This window comes from Salinicola sp. LHM, from assembly GCF_034479735.1.
In the GTDB taxonomy this organism is placed as follows: domain Bacteria; phylum Pseudomonadota; class Gammaproteobacteria; order Pseudomonadales; family Halomonadaceae; genus Salinicola; species Salinicola salarius.
This window is the reverse complement of record NZ_CP140261.1, coordinates 3,927,673-3,943,634: the sequence shown is the minus strand read 5'-3', so window position 1 is coordinate 3,943,634 and position 15,962 is coordinate 3,927,673. Positions and strand designations below refer to the sequence as shown.

Here is a 15,962-nt window from a genome sequence, read left to right as displayed (position 1 = left end):
TGTAGTTGTATAGGCTGAAGGGCATGCCGCTCTGGCATGCTATTGGCCTGCGGCGACAGCCCAGGTGCCGACCTGGGAGACGACATGACCCTTGCCATCGTGCGCGCCCGCGCCAGCCTCGGGCTCGAGGCCCCGGAAGTCCTGATCGAAGTGCATCTCAGTAACGGCCTGCCGGGGCTGACGCTGGTCGGGCTGCCGGAGACGGCGGTCAAGGAGAGTCGCGAGCGGGTTCGCAGTGCGCTCATCAATGCCGGGTTCGAATTCCCCTCCCGCCGTATCACGCTCAACCTGGCGCCTGCGGACTTGCCCAAGGATGGCGGGCGTTTCGACCTGCCCATTGCACTTGGCATCCTGATGGCATCGGGCCAGGTCCCTGTCGAAGCGGCCGAGAAACTCGAGGTCGTCGGCGAACTGGCGCTGGACGGGGCGCTACGTCCCGTTACCGGTGTTCTGCCCACGGCGCTGGCGGCGCGCCGGGCAGGACGCGGCCTTATCGTTCCGCTCGCCAATGCCGACGAAGCCGCGCTGGCCGATGGCGTCGAAGTCTTCGCGGCAGGGCACATTCTCGAGGTGGTGGGTCATTTGTTGGGTCGCGAGAAACTCACCCCGCACCAATTTGGCGCGCCAATTCGCGCTCGCGTGGCGCAGCCCGACATGGCGGACGTCAAAGGTCAGCATCAGGCGCGCCGAGCGCTGGAAGTCGCGGCAGCGGGTGGGCACAACCTGCTGCTGGCGGGGCCGCCCGGCACCGGCAAGACCATGCTGGCGAGCCGCCTGGCCGGGATCCTGCCGCCACTGACCCAGGACGAATCGCTCGAGGTCGCGGCCGTGCGCTCGGTCTGCGGTCTGCCGATCATGGAGCGCTGGGGGCAGCGGCCGTTTCGCAACCCGCACCACACCTCGAGCAGTGTCGCACTGGTGGGCGGGGGTTCACGGCCGCGGCCCGGCGAAATATCGCTGGCGCACCAGGGCGTGTTGTTCCTGGACGAACTGCCGGAGTTCGACCGTCATGTGCTGGAGGTCCTGCGGGAGCCGATGGAATCCGCCCAGATCCTGATCTCGCGGGCCAATCATCAGCGCCGCTTTCCGGCCCGATTCCAGCTCGTTGCCGCGATGAACCCGTGCCCCTGCGGCCATCTCGGGGATCCGCGTCAGCGCTGCCACTGCAGCCCGGCGCAGATCCAGCGCTACCAGTCGCGGCTATCCGGGCCGCTGCTGGATCGCATCGATCTGCAGGTCGAAGTGCCGGCGCTACCCGCGACGCAGCTCACCGACCAGACGCCCGGCGAGTCTTCCGCCAGCGTGATGGAGCGGGTGCTTGCCGCCCGCGAGCGCCAGCAGGCGCGAGGATCACTCAATGCCCATCTGCCGGGCCCCGAGCTGGAAGCGGCATGCGCGCTATCCTCGGATGAACGTCAGTGGTTCGCCAGCGTGCTGGACCGCCTCAACCTCTCGGCTCGGGCCTACCATCGCGTGCTGCGCGTGGCGCTGACGCTGGCGGATCTGGCCGAAGAGTCCCGGGTCGGCAAGGCGCAGCTGATGGAAGCGATTGGTTACCGTCAACTGGATCGAATGCTGGGCGGCGACAGGCCTTGAGCCGACCCGAAATGCGGGGCAGCGAGCATCGATGAACAACGCAGGGGATATCAAATGAAGCGCCAGATCCTCGACACGCTGGGAGAACTCAGCTTCGTCAGCCGTGGTCGGCTGCAGGAAATGGCTCGCCGGGAGGGGATGACGCTGCAGCCGTTTCAGCAACGCGTGCTGTCGTTCGTAGGGCGCTTTCCCGATCAGAAGCAGCAGCAGTTGATGCAGCAGTTCGGGCGCGACAAGGGGCAGGTGGCCCGTGCCTTCAAGGCGTTGGAACAGCAGGGACTCATTCGACGCTGTGGCCGCTCGACGCCCAAACGCATCGTCCAGGCGGAAATGACGCCGGAAGGGGAAGCTTACTTTCAGCGGCTCGAGCAGGTGCGTCTGACGCTGGCCGAGGCGGCGCTGGAAGGGTTCAGCGAGCAGGAGGCCCATCAGCTCGAAGCCTTCCTGAGGCGAATCATCCATAACGTCGGCCGGACCGAAGAAACGCCATCTGGCCAAGAACCCCGCGAATAGCGCGCCGCACCTCGGGCGTCACCGAGATTCCAGGCATTGATACCACGGCTTAAAGTTGACAAGATCAACTTCACGCCGTAGGTTTCCCACCTTCCAAGGCCCGAGCCGCACTGCATGCTCTCGAAGGTCTGATCACCAATATCTACGCGGTCAGAGAGTTTTATGTCCCTGCGATTGATCCTAGGCCTGGTGGGCATGCTGCTGGCCTGCATTGGCGCGGATATCAACCAGGAGGCGACATCGCTTGCCCTTGCGGACATCCGCGGTGCGCTCGGTTTCAGTGTCGATCAGGGCAGCTGGTTCACGACGCTCTATGCGACCGGCGCCGCCATGGGCATGCTCGTGGCGCCATGGCTGGCGATCACCTACTCGATGCGCCGGTTCGCGACGGCAGCAGTGCTTGCGCTGGCATTCCTCGGACTGGCCTGTACGTTGACCGAATCACGCGCGCTGCTGCTCGGCCTGCGTTGGCTCCAGGGACTGACCAATGGCTTTCTGATTCCGCTGCTGATGGCTGTGGCCCTTCGCTTCCTGACCGCGCCGATCAAACTGTTCGGTCTTGCGGCTTACGGGCTGACGGCGACCTTCGCGCCGAATATCGCCACGCCGGTGGTGGTCTGGGCCAACCATGGCCTCGGTATCACGTTCGTGTTCTGGGCAGTGATACCGGTTTGCGCGGTCGCCGCCGCCCTGATTCTCTATGGTCTTCCCCAGGATCCGGTTCGCCAGGAGCGATGGCGGCATTTCGACTGGCTGGGCTGGCTACTGGGATGGGGGCTATGCGCTTCCGTCGTCATCCTGTTCACTCAGGGAGAGCGGCTTGACTGGTTCAATTCATCCCTGATCCGCGCTCTGGGGTTGGCGTCTCTTCTATTGCTGCCCCTGTTTCTGGTGCGCTGCAGCTTCGGCGCGAATCCGCTGATTCGGCCGCAGCTGGTACTACGCGTCAACTTCGGCTTCGGCGTCTTCATGCTGATGGGCGTGATCGCCCTCGGCGCCTCCAGCGCATCGCTGCCCGTGGAGTTTCTGGCCGACGTGCAGGGTTATCGTCCGCTTCAGAGCCTGCCGGTGACGCTTGCGCTCGCCTTGCCTTCGCTGCTGATGCTGCCGCTGACCGCCTATGTGCTGAACTTCGAACGCGTCGATGGTCGCTGGATCATGGCGCTGGGGCTCGTGCTGATGGCCGCGGCGAGCTGGTCGAACAGTTACGTCACCACCGACTGGATACGCGATCAGTTCTATCTCTCCCAGGTGATGGCGGCAGTGGGGCAATCGATGGTCGTGGTCGGCCTGCTGATGACCGCGACTGCCGTCGTCGATCCGATGGAAGGGCCGTTCGCCTCGGCCACGATCAACACCTCACGAGCGCTGGCGGGACCCATGGCCAGTGGCCTCATCGGCCACTACCTGGCGCTGGCGATCGATCGCCACGTGCATGGCCTCATGGAGCGCATCGGCGCCATGCGGTTCGCTCTGGCGAACTCGGCATCATTGACCGGGCATAGCCGCGAAGCCTTGAGCTGGTCTGGTGCCACGCCATCCAGTGATGCCCTGCTGCAACTCTATGAGCAGGTCGAAACCAAGGCGGCGGCGCTCGCCTACGCCGACACCTGGCGTCTGCTGGCGCTGATAGCGCTACTGCTGTTGCCGTTCTGCCTGCTGCCCAAGCGCACCTTTGCGCCGCGATTCAACCGACCCAAGCCGATATGACCGCCATGAACCCCAATCCCGATGAAGTTCAACCCCGCTCCCGTAAACCGAAGGTCGTTGCCGGCGTTCTGCTGTCATGCGCCGTGCTGGCGGTAGCGTATCTGGCGTGGATCAGCTGGGGTGACGATGCCGTGGCCTGGACCAACGACGCCAAGCTGGATGCCGACTACACGGTGATCGCGCCGCGTGTCTCCGGGAATCTGGTTGCCGTGCATGTCGAAGATCATGACTACGTTCAGCGCGGCGACACACTGGTCGATGTCGATCCGCGCGACTATCAGGCGGCCGTCGATGCAGCCGAGGCGCAGGTGGCATCCGCCCAGGCGTCGCTGGCGGAGATCGAGGCCGAGATCGCCAGGCAGCCGGCGCTGGTGCGCAATGCTCAGGCCGTGGTTGCCGGTGACGTCGCCAACGCCAACTATGCCCGGCTCGATGCCGAGCGCTACCGGCAGCTGCGTCGCAACGGCAACGGTTCCGAGCAGAGCGCGCAACAGGCGGCCTCGAAAGCGGAGGCGCTGAACGCTCAGCGTGACGCGGATCAGGCCAATCTCGATAGCGTGCGACAGCAAACAGAGGTGCTGAAGGCGCAAAGAGAGAGCATCGAAGCACAGCTTGCGCAGGCCAAGGCGCAACGGGAGCAAGCTCGATTGGCGCTCTCCTACGCTCAGTTGAAGGCACCGGTCGATGGCGTGGTAGCCGAGCAGTCGGCGCGTGTCGGCGCCTGGGTGGATGCCGGCACCGCGCTGATGGCGATCGTGCCGGTGCAGGCGATCTACGTCACGGCCTATTACCGGGAAGTCGACATCACCCAGGTGCGCGTCGGCCAGCCGGTGACCGTCTCGGTCGATGCCTATCCCGAACTGACGCTGAAGGGGCATGTCAGGAGCTTGTCGCCGGCTACCGGTATGACTTTCTCGCCGGTGTCGAGCAACGACGCCGCCGGTAATTTCACCAAGATCGTTCAGCGCCTGCCGATCAAGATCGCGCTCGACCCCGGTCAGCCCGGACTCGACCGCCTCAAGGTCGGGCTCTCGGTGGAAACCGAAATCCACACCGTGGCCGACTGAGCTCGCGGACTGTCGAAGTCTGGCACCATCGCCGCCAGCCGTCTCAACGCCCCAGCGCCGCGGCGAGCGCATCCAGCCGTCCCGGCACCAGCGCGTCGTCGAGCGCGCTGATACGCAGCACGTGGCCCAGCGCCGGGTGTGCCGGCCGATGAATCAGCGTGCCCTCCGCCAGCAACCGCTGGTGGACCGCCTGGGCCTGTTCGGCGTCGTTCAGTCGCAGCGCGACGAAATTGGTCGTGCTGGGCAGCGCCTCGGCGCCGCGCTCGCGCAGCCACTGGCTTAGCGCCTTGCGCCGGTTCACCACCGCCGCCACGTGTTCGCGAGTTTCGTCAGGATGCAGCAGCACGGTTTCCGCGGCCGCCAGCGCCAGCGAGGATACGGCGTAGTGAATCCTCACCTTCGACAGCATGGCGTGGGTTTCCGGCGTGGCGATGGCATAACCCACGCGCAGACCGGCGAGCCCGTGAGCCTTGGAAAAGGTACGGAGCCGGATCACGCCGGGCCATACCGCGTTGGCGGCCGGCGACCACGCATCGTCGCGGAAGTCATGGTAGGCCTCGTCCAGCACCAGCGTGCAGTCGTCGGGAAGGCTCTCGCGCAGCGTCATCACGTCGGCGTCGCTGTGGAGGTGGCCGCTCGGGTTGTCCGGGTTGGCGAGATAGACGACGCGGGCGTTCTCGCGATTGGCCGCGGCTGCCAGCGCGCCGAGATCCGGCGCCAGATACCCCGGGCCGGTCGCGTACTCGATTTCCACCTGACGACAGTCCTGTCCGTGTACGAAGTAGCTCCAGGTCGGATAGGTGCCCGCGCTGGTGATGACCGTGTCGCCCGGTTCGCACAGGGCGCGCAGCGTCAGCGCCATCAGGCTGTCCGCGCCCGCATCCACCAGCAGAGCGTCTTCCGGCAGCGCCAGGCTTTCGGCCAGCAGCCGGCGAACCTGCCACGCTTCGGCGTCGCCGTAGGTGCGGGCGAGATCGGCGAACTCGCTGCCGAATCGCGCCGTCAGTGCGCGGTGGGGCATATCGAGCCCCTCGTTGGAGCCGATGCGGTGGGGGAGGGAATGACCCAGGCGGCGTTCCAGCGCCTGCAGCCCGGGGAACGGGTTGTGGGGACCGTCCTGGTCGACGAGGTGACGAGCAAAGCGTGACATGGGCATCTCGGTCATGAACGTTGGCGATGTGAAGGGTGGTCGTGGTCGAGCGTAACAGTTGGCGATGGCGGACAAGGATAGCGGGTGATTGCCGGCGAGGCTCACGGCGCCGGCGTGGATTCGGTCGCCGGCAGCGCATCGAGATCCACCGCACCGCTGGCTTGCCACTGCCAGTGGGAGCGCTCTTTCCCCGGCCGGGAGAGGTCGAACCGCAGCCGATAGGGCTGCAGGACGCGATCGCTCAAGCGCAGTGGCGGCGCCTCGGCGCTCAGGCGAGCCTGCAGCAGCCACTGTTCGCTGCTGCTCCGCGACATCGAGGCGGGCATCCAGTCCAGGACATGGGGGGAATTTTCCTGGCTCAGCAGCCCGCGTGCCAACGCTTCGTTGAGCGCATCGGGCGTGATCGGCAAGGTGGCGTCGACCTCCGCCGGCTGCAGCAGAATGGTGACGGCAGCAGGGTCGGCGGGCGCCCAGGGCGGGTCTTCGAGCAGCCCGTGCGCCGCGTTGTCCGCCAGCCCCCGCAGCGCTTCGCGAGCGTCCGGCGGGCCCGGGGCCAGCCCCGCGCAGCCGCCGAGCATGACCAGCAGCGCACCGAGCAGGATCGTGTCGAACAGCGACTTCATGGCACCGACTTGGTCAGGGGAGCGGGCGGGTGCGTCGCGGCGAAGCGCATCAGGAAATCGTCGAGCGCCGCGAACAGGACGTGGCGAATCGGCTCCGCCTCGTTGACCAGGTGGTGCCGTGCCTCGGGGTGGCGCACCACCTGGGCCTGCGGAAACTTCCTGCGCAGTGCCTTCAGGTTCCAGCTCCAGTCGACGGTCAGATCCTGCTCCCCCTGCAGAATCAGCACGGGCAGCTCGCTGGGCGGGCGCTTGAGCAATGTCGGCATCCAGCGGCGCATCGCGGTGACCCAGGTCAAGGCCAGGTGATCGTCCTGCAGCGGGTCGTGAAGACGCAGGAAATCGGCGAAATCGAGGTTGGTGGTATTGGCGCGATACTTGCGGGGGATGGTATCCACGAAGGGGCTGGCGATACGGTGGAGCCAGCGCGACTGGTTCCAGCCCCAGGGGCGGACCAGCGGCGCCAGCAGTACCAGGCCTTGCCAGGGCGCCTGTTCACCGCGAGCCAGCGCATCGGTGGCCACGATCGAGGCGCCGGTACTCTGGCCGATCGCCAGCCACGGCCCCGGGGCGAGAGAGAGATCCGCTATCTGCCGTTCGATATGGTTGAAGCACTTCACGTAATCGGTAAAGTCATCAATGGTCGCGCGGGCGCCGCTGGAGAGCCCGTGTCCGGGCAGATCCCACATCACGACCTGCCAGTCCTGTGCCAGCAGGCGCTCGAGCAGATGGCCATAAAGGCCGAGATGATCGAAGTAACCGTGAACCACGAAGATCGTTCCGCGAGGCGCGGGCGGGGCCCATACCTGAGTCCACAGTTCGAAGGTTCTGCCTCCCTCTCCCTCGGCCTGCAGAAAGCCGGCATGAAGCCGGATGTCTTCGTTGGCCTGCAGTAACGCTGCCAGCTGGTAGTGATCGAGATAGCTCGCCAGCGGCGAATCGGTGGGCGCTTCGATATGGCGGACGGTGCCAACGGTCTTCAGTGGCGAAAAGTCGAGCATGCGTGTGTCTCCTGGTCCGCCTATGCTACTCGCCGTGCGCTGTCGAGGCCATGATGCAGGCCTGAACGGATAGTGGTAACGAAGGTCGAAGGAGACAACGCCCGCCGGGCTGATTATGATGTCGAACGGTTATGGAAATATTTTCCACAAACGGTCTTTCGGGCTCGATGGCGTCGCGGAGCGACGGCCATGGCTCGGGCGACTGCCGATCTGGAGGCTGACATGACATCCGATACGACAAAACGTACCACTCATCACCGGCTACAGGTAGCCGCCGAGCTCGAGCGCTTCATCATCGACGAAGTCCTGCCGGGCACCGGTGTCGAGGCCGAGTCGTTCTGGGCCGGCTTCGATGCGCTGGTTCACGACCTGGCTCCCCGCAATCGGGAACTACTGGCCGAGCGGGATCGTCTTCAGGCCAGGCTCGATGAATGGCACCGGGCCAACCCGGGCGAGATCAAGGACATGTCGGCCTACCGCGCCTTTTTGAAGGAGATCGGTTATCTGGTCGAGGCGCCGGCCAACGTGCAGGCCACCACGACCAACGTCGACGCCGAGATCGCGCGTCAGGCCGGGCCGCAGCTGGTGGTTCCGGTCAACAACGCGCGTTATGCACTCAACGCGGCCAATGCGCGTTGGGGCAGCCTCTACGATGCGCTCTACGGGACCGATGCGATCGACGAGGCCGATGGCGCCGAGAAGGGGAGCGGCTACAACCCCAAGCGGGGCGCCAAGGTGATCGACTATGCGCGCAACGTGCTCGATATGGCGGCACCGCTGGCCACCGGGTCGCATCGGGAAGCGGTTCGCTATGCCGTTCGCGACAACCGGCTGTCGGTCACGCTCGAAGGCGGGCGCGACACCGGCCTGAAGAATCCCGGCCAGTTCGTCGGCTTCCGCGGCGACGCGGCATCGCCCGAGGCGATCCTGCTCTCCAACCATGGCCTGCATCTCGAGATCCAGATCGATACCGAGCATCCGATCGGCAAGACGGATCCGGCGCACGTCAAGGATCTGCTGGTCGAAGCGGCAGTCACCACGATCATGGATTGCGAGGACTCCGTCGCCGCCGTCGATGCCGAAGACAAGACGCTGGTCTATCGCAACTGGCTCGGCCTGATGAAGGGCGATCTCGAGGAGCGCTTCGAGAAGGGCGGCAAGACCGTCACCCGGCGCCTCAATCCGGATCGCGACTACACTCTGCCGGACGGTGGCTCGCTGACGCTGCCGGGCCGCTCGCTGATGTTCGTGCGCAACGTCGGCCACCTGATGACCACGCCGGCCATTCTCGACGGCGAGGGCAACGAGATTCCCGAGGGCATTCTGGATGCGGTGATGACCTCGCTGATCGGCCTGCATGATCTGAAGCAGGAGCGCGGCAACTCGCGTGCCGGATCGCTCTATATCGTCAAGCCCAAGATGCACGGCCCCAAGGAAGTCGCCTTTGCCGACGAGCTGTTCGGGCGTGTCGAGCAACTGCTCGGGCTGCCTGCGGACACGTTGAAGATGGGTATCATGGACGAGGAGCGCCGCACCTCGGTCAACCTCAAGGCCTGCATCGACGCGGCCTCCTCGCGGGTCGCCTTCATCAATACTGGCTTCCTCGATCGCACCGGCGACGAGATGCATACCGCCATGAACGCGGGACCGATGCTGCGCAAGGGCGACATGAAAGGCAGCAAGTGGATCGCCGCCTACGAGCGCAGCAATGTGCAGATCGGGCTGGCCTGCGGCCTGCGCGGAAGGGCGCAGATCGGCAAGGGCATGTGGGCAATGCCGGATCTGATGGCGGCGATGCTCGAGCAGAAAGTGGGGCACCCCAAGGCCGGCGCCAATACCGCCTGGGTGCCGTCACCGACGGCGGCGGTACTGCACGCGCTGCACTATCACCAGATCGATGTGGGGGCGATTCAGCGCGACCTGGAGGCACAGGGTGAAACCGACCTGCTCGATGACCTGCTGACCGTGCCGGTCGATCCCAAGGCCGCCTGGAGCGCCGACGAGATCCAGCAGGAGCTCGACAACAACTGTCAGGGCATTCTCGGCTACGTGGTGCGCTGGGTCGAACATGGCGTCGGCTGTTCCAAGGTGCCGGATATCCACGACGTCGGACTGATGGAAGACCGCGCCACGCTGCGTATCTCCAGCCAGCACATCGCCAACTGGCTGCACCACGGCATCGTCGATGAAGCGCAGGTGCGCGAGACGCTGGAGCGCATGGCCAAGGTGGTGGACGAACAAAACGCCGGCGACCCGGGCTACACGCCGATGACTTCGCATCTGGCCGACTCCACCGCCTTCCAGGCCGCTTCGGACCTGATCTTCAAGGGACGCGAGCAGCCCTCCGGCTACACCGAGCCGTTGCTGCACCACTGGCGCGCCGTGGATAAGGCGAAACACTAGACTTCGAGCTACGAGCTACGAGCTACGAGCTACGAGCTACGAGCTACGAGCTACGAGCTACGAGCTACGGGTTACGAGCTACGGGTTACGACTGCGCCGGCTTCGGGGCGTTAAACAGCAACTGGGCCAGCGACTGATGTCGCTGGTCCTTTCCTTCGCTACAAGCACATGCTGACTTTCGCGGCTCGCGGCTCGCGGCTCGCGGCTCGCGGCTCGCGGCTCGCGGCTCGCGGCTCGCAGTTTTCCCTCTGTGACTCGCTGGTGGCTTGCGCTATCTTGACGGCAGCGCTGTTTCCCCGTCGAATCCTGTGCCGCCTGTCGCGCCGCCGTCCAGGGAGAGTCCGATGACCGTAATGACCGCCGCCGAAATCGAGGATTTCCTCGATGACGTCTTTCCCCAGCGTCAGGGCACTATCGAGGCCGTGGATCACATGCGGGCGACCATGAGCCTGGCGATCGAGGACGAGCATCTGCGCCCCGGCGCCTGTGTTTCCGGTCCGTCGATGGTCAATCTGGCCGATGTCTGTCTCTATGTGGCGATTCTGGCCCAGATCGGGCCGGAGGCGATGGCGGTGACCAGCAATCTCAACTGCCATTTTCTGCGGCGTGCGCGCAGCGACCGGGATCTGATCGCCAACGCACGCATTCTCAAGCTCGGCCAGCGCCTCGCGGTAGGCGAGGTCCAGCTCTTTTCCACCGGCGACGACGAGCCCGTGGCGCTGGTCACCGCGACCTACGTGCTGCCGGATCGGGATGATTGAAGCGCTGGCCCATGGAAGACGCCTCGATCTACGCCGTAGCCGGTCGCTGACGCCAGGCGCTCCACGCCAGCACCAGCCAGCCCGCCATCAATAGCAAACCGCCGAAGGGCGTGACGATTCCCAGCGGTTTCGTGCCGCTGAGCACGAGCGCATAGAGCGAGCCGCTGAACAGCACCATTCCCGCGAACCAGAGTCCGACGGCCAGCATCTGCCCTCGCAGGGCGCGTTGCCCCTGCCAGGCGAGAACGGCCATGACGGCCAGCGTGTGCCAGGCCTGGTAGCGTACGGCGGTATGGAAGACTTCGAGATTGCGCGGAGAGAGCGTATTGCTCAGCGCATGTGCGCCAAAGGCGCCAGCGGCGACGACGATGAAGCCGCTCAAGGCAGCGAAACTCCATGCCCACTTTTGATGCATGTTGCGACTCCTTGGTGGCGACTATGCTTTAGGGATGTTGGCGTCCGGCGCGGCCGTGCGTGAAGCGTCAGCCATCCCTAGGGGCCTCAGCCGCAGAATTGACGCCCGCTAGTCTAGCGCGTAAAAAGCCGCCTCGGCAGCCGCCCTGCAGCGCTTGCGACATCATCGTTATCCATAAGGATCTCCGAAATGGAATTCATCAACACGCTTCACGACGCGGTCTACGCGATCATGACTCCGATCAGCGAATTCGTCTGGACCTATATTCTGCTTTATCTGCTGCTGGGTGCCGGGCTTCTGTTCACTGTGCTCACGCGCTTCATGCAGTTCCGGCTGTTCGGTCACATGGCTCGCGTCACCTTCAACAGCCGCGGTTCCGGCAGTGGCGTCAGCGGCTTTCAGGCCTTCGCGACCTCGCTGGCGGCCCGGGTCGGCACCGGTAATCTGGCAGGCGTGGCGATCGCACTGTGGGTTGGCGGTCCCGGGGCGATCTTCTGGATGTGGATGACGGCACTGGTCGGCTTCGCGACCTCGTTCATCGAGTCGACGCTGGCCCAGACCTACAAGAAGCGCAACGAGGACGGCGTCTTCCGCGGCGGCCCCGCTTACTACATCGAACGGGCGCTGGGGCAGCGCTGGATGAGCGTGCTGTTCGCGATCTTCCTGCTGATCGCCTATGGCCTGGCCTTCAACGGCGCGCAGTCCAACACCATCGCGCAGGGCCTGTCCCAGGCATTCTCGATCCCCAACTGGGTGACCGGCGTCGCGCTGGTGATCATCACTGCGCTGGTGATCTACGGCGGGCTCAAGTCCGTGGCGCGCACCGCCGAGAAGATCGTGCCGATCATGGCCATCGGGTACTTCCTGGTGGCGCTGTACGTGCTGGTGGTGAACATCGGCGAAGTGCCCGCCATGCTGGAACTGATCGTCAAGAGCGCCTTCGGCTATGGCCCGGCAGTGGGCGGCGCTGTCGGCTACACCATCAAGATCGCGATGGAAAACGGCATCAAGCGTGGCCTGTTCTCCAACGAGGCGGGCATGGGCTCGGCGCCCAACGCCGCCGCCCAGGCCGACGTCAAGCATCCGGCGGCGCAGGGGCTGGTGCAGTCCTTCGGCGTATTCATCGATACCCTGGTGATCTGCAGCTGCACGGCGGTGGTGATTCTGCTCTCCGGCGTCTACGAGCGCCTGATGAGCACCTCGCCGGGCCAGGACATCGTCGGCATCCAGTTGACCCAGGACGCGATGGTCGATCACCTTGGCAGCTTCGGCGAGATCTTCATCGCGATCGCCATCTTCCTGTTCGCGTTCACCTCGATCATCGCCAACTTTTCCTACTCGCAGATCAATATCGAATATCTGTTCCGGGGCCGTGCCAAGGCCGCCGTCTCGGTCCTGCGAATTGCGGTGCTGGCGATGGTGATGATCGGTTCCGTGGCGCAGCTGCAGTTCGTGTGGGATTTCGCCGATCTCGCCATGGGGCTGATGGCCACGACCAACCTCATCGCGATTCTGCTGCTGTGCCCGATCGCGCTGCGCGTGCTCAAGGATTACGAGCGTCAGCGCAAGGCGGGCGTGCATGAGCCGACGTTCGATCCCAAGCAGGTGCTGAAGCGCCCCGAACAGGTCGACGCCGACGTCTGGCCTGCACGCGAAAGCACCGACCGAGTCGCGCGCGACGCCTGACCGGGATGCCTGCTTCTCCTCGAGGCGCTACAATGCGCCTCCTCGAGATCTGCTTCAGGGAGGCCGCCATGCAGATTCAGCTCAACGGTGAACCCCGCCAGCTCGATGGCGAGCAGACGCTGGCCCAGCTGGTCGATACGCTCGGCCTGACGGGGCGGCGCATCGCCATCGAAGTCAACGAAGAGATCGTGCCACGCAGCCTGCACGCGCAGACACGCCTGAACGACGGCGACAGCGTGGAGATCGTGCATGCCATCGGCGGGGGTTGATCCCTGCCAGATCCATGACCAGGAGTCATTCATGTCTCAGCTGATCCAGGACACCCCGCTGATCGTGGCCGGACGCCGCTTTGCGTCTCGATTGCTGGTCGGTACCGGTAAATACCGCGACTTCGACGAAACCGCCGCGGCCATCGAGGCCAGCGCTGCCGATGTGGTGACGTTCGCGGTCCGCCGGACCAACCTGGGCCAGAACCCGGACGAGCCCAACCTGCTCGATGCGATATCGCCTTCGCGCTACACGCTGCTGCCCAACACCGCCGGCTGCTACACCGCCAAGGACGCCGTGCGGACCTGCAAGCTCGCCCGCGAACTGCTCGACGGCCACAACCTGGTCAAGCTCGAAGTGCTGGGCGACGAGAAGACGCTCTATCCCAACGTGGTCGAGACGCTGGCTGCCGCCGAGACCCTGGTCAACGACGGCTTCGACGTGATGGTCTACACCAGCGACGATCCGATCGTGGCCAAGGAACTGGAGAAGCGCGGCTGCTGCGCGGTGATGCCGCTGGGGTCGCTGATCGGCTCCGGCAACGGCCTGCTCAATCCGGCGACGCTGGCACTCATCATCGAGCACGCTGAGGTGCCGGTGCTGGTCGATGCCGGCATCGGCACGGCTTCCGACGCGGCGCTGGCGATGGAGATGGGCTGCGATGGCGTGCTGATGAACTCCGCCATCGCCCACGCCAAACATCCGGTGATGATGGCTCACGCCATGCGCAAGGCGATCGAAGCCGGGCGCGAAGCGTTTCTCGCCGAACGCATGCCGCGCCGCCAGAGCGCCAGCCCTTCTTCGCCGTTCGCCGGGCGGATCAACGCCTGAGCCTTCCGGTCGACTCCCGTAGGGCCGCTGCCAGCCAGCGGCCATTCCCTTTACTTGCCCTGTTGACTCCTCCGCATGACTGACAAGACGACGCCCGATACCCAATCCCCCGCCGAAGAGGCGCCCGTGCGCCGTGGCATCAAGAGTTACGTGCTGCGCGCCGGACGCATGACGGCGGCGCAGGAGCGTGGCCTGAAGGAGATCTGGCCCAAGTGGGGGCTGACGCTGGCCGACGGCCGCCAGAATCTCGAGCAGCTGTTCGGCCGCAAGGCGCCCTGCGTGGTGGAGATCGGCTTCGGCATGGGCAAGTCGCTGGTCGAGCAGGCCGAGACGCATCCCGAGACGGACTTCATCGGCATCGAGGTCCACGCGCCCGGCGTGGGCAAGCTGCTCGACGAGGCCGACAAGCGCGGGCTCACCAACCTCCGCGTCTATCGCGAGGACGCGCTCGCTGTGCTGGCGGACTGCCTGCCGGAAGCGAGCATCGACACGCTGCAGCTCTTCTTCCCCGACCCGTGGCCCAAGAAGAAACATCACAAGCGGCGTATCGTGCAGTTGCCGTTCGTCGAGCTGGTGCGTTCCCGCCTCGAGCCGGGCGGCAAGCTGCACATGGCGACCGACTGGCAGGCCTACGCCGAGTTCATGGCGGAGGTGATAGCCGAGGCGCCGGGATTCGTCAACACCGCGCCGGCCGAGACGGCGCCGTTCGTCGAACGCCCCGATTTCCGCCCGCTGACCAAGTTCGAACAGCGCGGCGAGCGCCTGGGTCACGGCGTCTGGGATCTCATCTACCGGCGCGTTTGAGAGGCGGCAGTTGCTCGCGAACGGACTCCGTTTCGGTCATGTCGATGCAACGTTTCTTCATACCGAGGCGTCAAGGCTTGATACCGAGGCGTCAAGGCTTGCCTGCGTGCGGACCTGATCGAGTTGACACCCCTGCGTTTCGGCAAGGGTGTTGAGTGCTTCGAGATCGAGAATATGTATCTCGCGGCCCTGGATCGCCATCAGTTGCTGCTGCTGGAAGCGACCCAGGATGCGGCTGACGGTTTCCACGGCAAGACCGAGGTAGTTGCCGATATCGGTACGCGTCATCGGCAGGCGGAAGCTGTACGGTGAATAGCCGCAGCGTTGAAAGCGCATGGCGAGATTGATGAAGAAGCTTGCCAGGCGTTCATCGGCGATTTTGCGCGATAAAAGACGCATCATGCGGCGATCATCGCTCATCTCCTTGCTCATGCTGCGTAACAGCTGCAGGCGAAGCTGCGGGATGTGTTCGGCAAGGCTATCGAGATGATCGAAGGGGATCTCGCACACCGATGTTCTCTCGAGCGCGATAACATAGCCCGGATGCCGCTGTTCATTGATGCTGTCGAGGCCGACCAACTCACTGGGCAGGTAGAAATGGGTGACCTGCTCTTCGCCATTCTGATCGAGCGTCACCTGCTTGAGGCTACCGGAGCGAACGGCAAACACGCTGGAAAAGGAACTGCCTTGGCAGAATAGCGCTTCGCCCTTCTTGAGCGGCGCGCGGCGGCGAATGATGGCGTTGAACTGGTCCATGTCCTGGACATCCAGCGCCAGCGGTAAACACAGTGCGCTCAAGCTGCAGGTCTGGCAGCAGGTACGATGGAAGCGGGTGTATTTCGATCCGATGCTGGGAATGGGCATGACATGACTCCCGGAGACGATTCGCGGATCAGCATGGCGTGGCGGCAGTAAGGAAACGCAGCATAACATGCCTGCTTCTGCGGCCGATATGACGAGGCCTGCCAGCGTAGCGTGTCAACCGCTTTACTGACCGTCGCTGTTCGTCGGTATCTTCTAGATCTTATGGCTAGCCCTGGCCCTACGTTTACCAACGTAAAGTATTTTTACAAAAATTGACCTGAGTCAAAAAGGCCGCCGTCCTCAGACGAGAAAGTAGTCCCTGTCAGCCTCGCTT

At 64.7% G+C, this 15,962-nt stretch carries 15 protein-coding genes; 10 read left to right on the top strand and 5 right to left on the bottom strand.

Annotation, left to right across the window (positions count from 1 at the left end):
* The first annotated feature begins 84 nt into the window (after positions 1-84).
* The 4 genes from R5R73_RS17950 (at position 85) to R5R73_RS17935 (ending at position 4,886) form a co-directional block, all read left to right on the top strand.
* Complete coding sequence (locus tag R5R73_RS17950) at positions 85-1,596, top strand: YifB family Mg chelatase-like AAA ATPase (protein ID WP_322528233.1); 1,512 nt, start codon at positions 85-87, stop codon at positions 1,594-1,596.
* A 54-nt stretch (positions 1,597-1,650) separates the two neighbouring features.
* Positions 1,651-2,109 (top strand): MarR family winged helix-turn-helix transcriptional regulator, encoded by a 459-nt coding sequence (locus tag R5R73_RS17945; protein WP_071231034.1) that lies wholly within the window; start codon positions 1,651-1,653, stop codon positions 2,107-2,109.
* A 162-nt stretch (positions 2,110-2,271) separates the two neighbouring features.
* Positions 2,272-3,819: an MFS transporter gene (locus R5R73_RS17940; protein WP_322528232.1), complete on the top strand. Its 1,548-nt coding sequence runs from the start codon at positions 2,272-2,274 to the stop codon at positions 3,817-3,819.
* Between the two features lie 5 nt (positions 3,820-3,824).
* A complete protein-coding gene (locus R5R73_RS17935; protein WP_322528231.1) occupies positions 3,825-4,886 on the top strand; it encodes an HlyD family secretion protein in 1,062 nt (353 codons plus the stop codon).
* A gap of 43 nt (positions 4,887-4,929) precedes the next feature.
* Here R5R73_RS17935 and R5R73_RS17930 read toward each other — a convergent pair whose 3' ends face one another.
* The 3 genes from R5R73_RS17930 to R5R73_RS17920 all read right to left on the bottom strand — a co-directional run bounded on the left by R5R73_RS17930 (position 4,930) and on the right by R5R73_RS17920 (position 7,657).
* Positions 4,930-6,036, bottom strand: a complete 1,107-nt coding sequence (locus R5R73_RS17930; protein WP_322528230.1) for an aminotransferase class I/II-fold pyridoxal phosphate-dependent enzyme — start codon at positions 6,034-6,036, stop codon at positions 4,930-4,932.
* Positions 6,037-6,137: 101 nt separating this feature from the next.
* Positions 6,138-6,659 (bottom strand): hypothetical protein, encoded by a 522-nt coding sequence (locus R5R73_RS17925; RefSeq protein ID WP_071231031.1) that lies wholly within the window; start codon positions 6,657-6,659, stop codon positions 6,138-6,140.
* Positions 6,656-7,657, bottom strand: coding sequence for an alpha/beta hydrolase (locus tag R5R73_RS17920; RefSeq protein WP_071231030.1), 1,002 nt, complete (start codon positions 7,655-7,657; stop codon positions 6,656-6,658). The genes R5R73_RS17925 and R5R73_RS17920 overlap by 4 nt, the downstream gene beginning before the upstream one ends.
* 222 nt (positions 7,658-7,879) lie before the next feature.
* Between R5R73_RS17920 and R5R73_RS17915 the strand changes: the two genes are divergently transcribed.
* Together R5R73_RS17915 and R5R73_RS17910 are read left to right on the top strand one after the other, a co-directional pair.
* A complete protein-coding gene (locus R5R73_RS17915) occupies positions 7,880-10,060 on the top strand; it encodes a malate synthase G (protein WP_322528229.1) in 2,181 nt (726 codons plus the stop codon).
* Between the two features lie 344 nt (positions 10,061-10,404).
* Entirely contained in the window at positions 10,405-10,821 is a 417-nt protein-coding gene (locus R5R73_RS17910) for a PaaI family thioesterase (RefSeq protein ID WP_071231028.1), read from the top strand.
* A 28-nt stretch (positions 10,822-10,849) separates the two neighbouring features.
* On the opposite strand, the gene R5R73_RS17905 is transcribed toward R5R73_RS17910, so the two are convergent.
* Complete coding sequence (locus R5R73_RS17905; RefSeq protein WP_322528228.1) at positions 10,850-11,236, bottom strand: DUF423 domain-containing protein; 387 nt, start codon at positions 11,234-11,236, stop codon at positions 10,850-10,852.
* A gap of 189 nt (positions 11,237-11,425) precedes the next feature.
* Between R5R73_RS17905 and R5R73_RS17900 the strand changes: the two genes are divergently transcribed.
* The 4 genes from R5R73_RS17900 to trmB all read left to right on the top strand — a co-directional run bounded on the left by R5R73_RS17900 (position 11,426) and on the right by trmB (position 14,824).
* The gene (locus R5R73_RS17900) at positions 11,426-12,922 is read left to right on the top strand and encodes an alanine/glycine:cation symporter family protein (protein WP_071231026.1); all 1,497 of its coding nucleotides are present in this window, start codon (positions 11,426-11,428) and stop codon (positions 12,920-12,922) included.
* 68 nt (positions 12,923-12,990) lie between these two features.
* Entirely contained in the window at positions 12,991-13,191 is a 201-nt protein-coding gene (gene thiS / locus R5R73_RS17895; RefSeq protein ID WP_083387268.1) for a sulfur carrier protein ThiS, read from the top strand.
* 31 nt (positions 13,192-13,222) lie between these two features.
* On the top strand, positions 13,223-14,020 hold the full coding sequence (locus R5R73_RS17890) for a thiazole synthase (protein ID WP_322528227.1): 798 nt from the start codon (positions 13,223-13,225) through the stop codon (positions 14,018-14,020).
* 75 nt (positions 14,021-14,095) lie between these two features.
* On the top strand, positions 14,096-14,824 hold the full coding sequence (trmB, locus tag R5R73_RS17885; protein WP_322528226.1) for a tRNA (guanosine(46)-N7)-methyltransferase TrmB: 729 nt from the start codon (positions 14,096-14,098) through the stop codon (positions 14,822-14,824).
* A 57-nt stretch (positions 14,825-14,881) separates the two neighbouring features.
* Here trmB and fnr read toward each other — a convergent pair whose 3' ends face one another.
* Positions 14,882-15,688, bottom strand: coding sequence for a fumarate/nitrate reduction transcriptional regulator Fnr (gene fnr / locus R5R73_RS17880; protein WP_303856811.1), 807 nt, complete (start codon positions 15,686-15,688; stop codon positions 14,882-14,884).
* Positions 15,689-15,962: the final 274 nt, after the last annotated feature.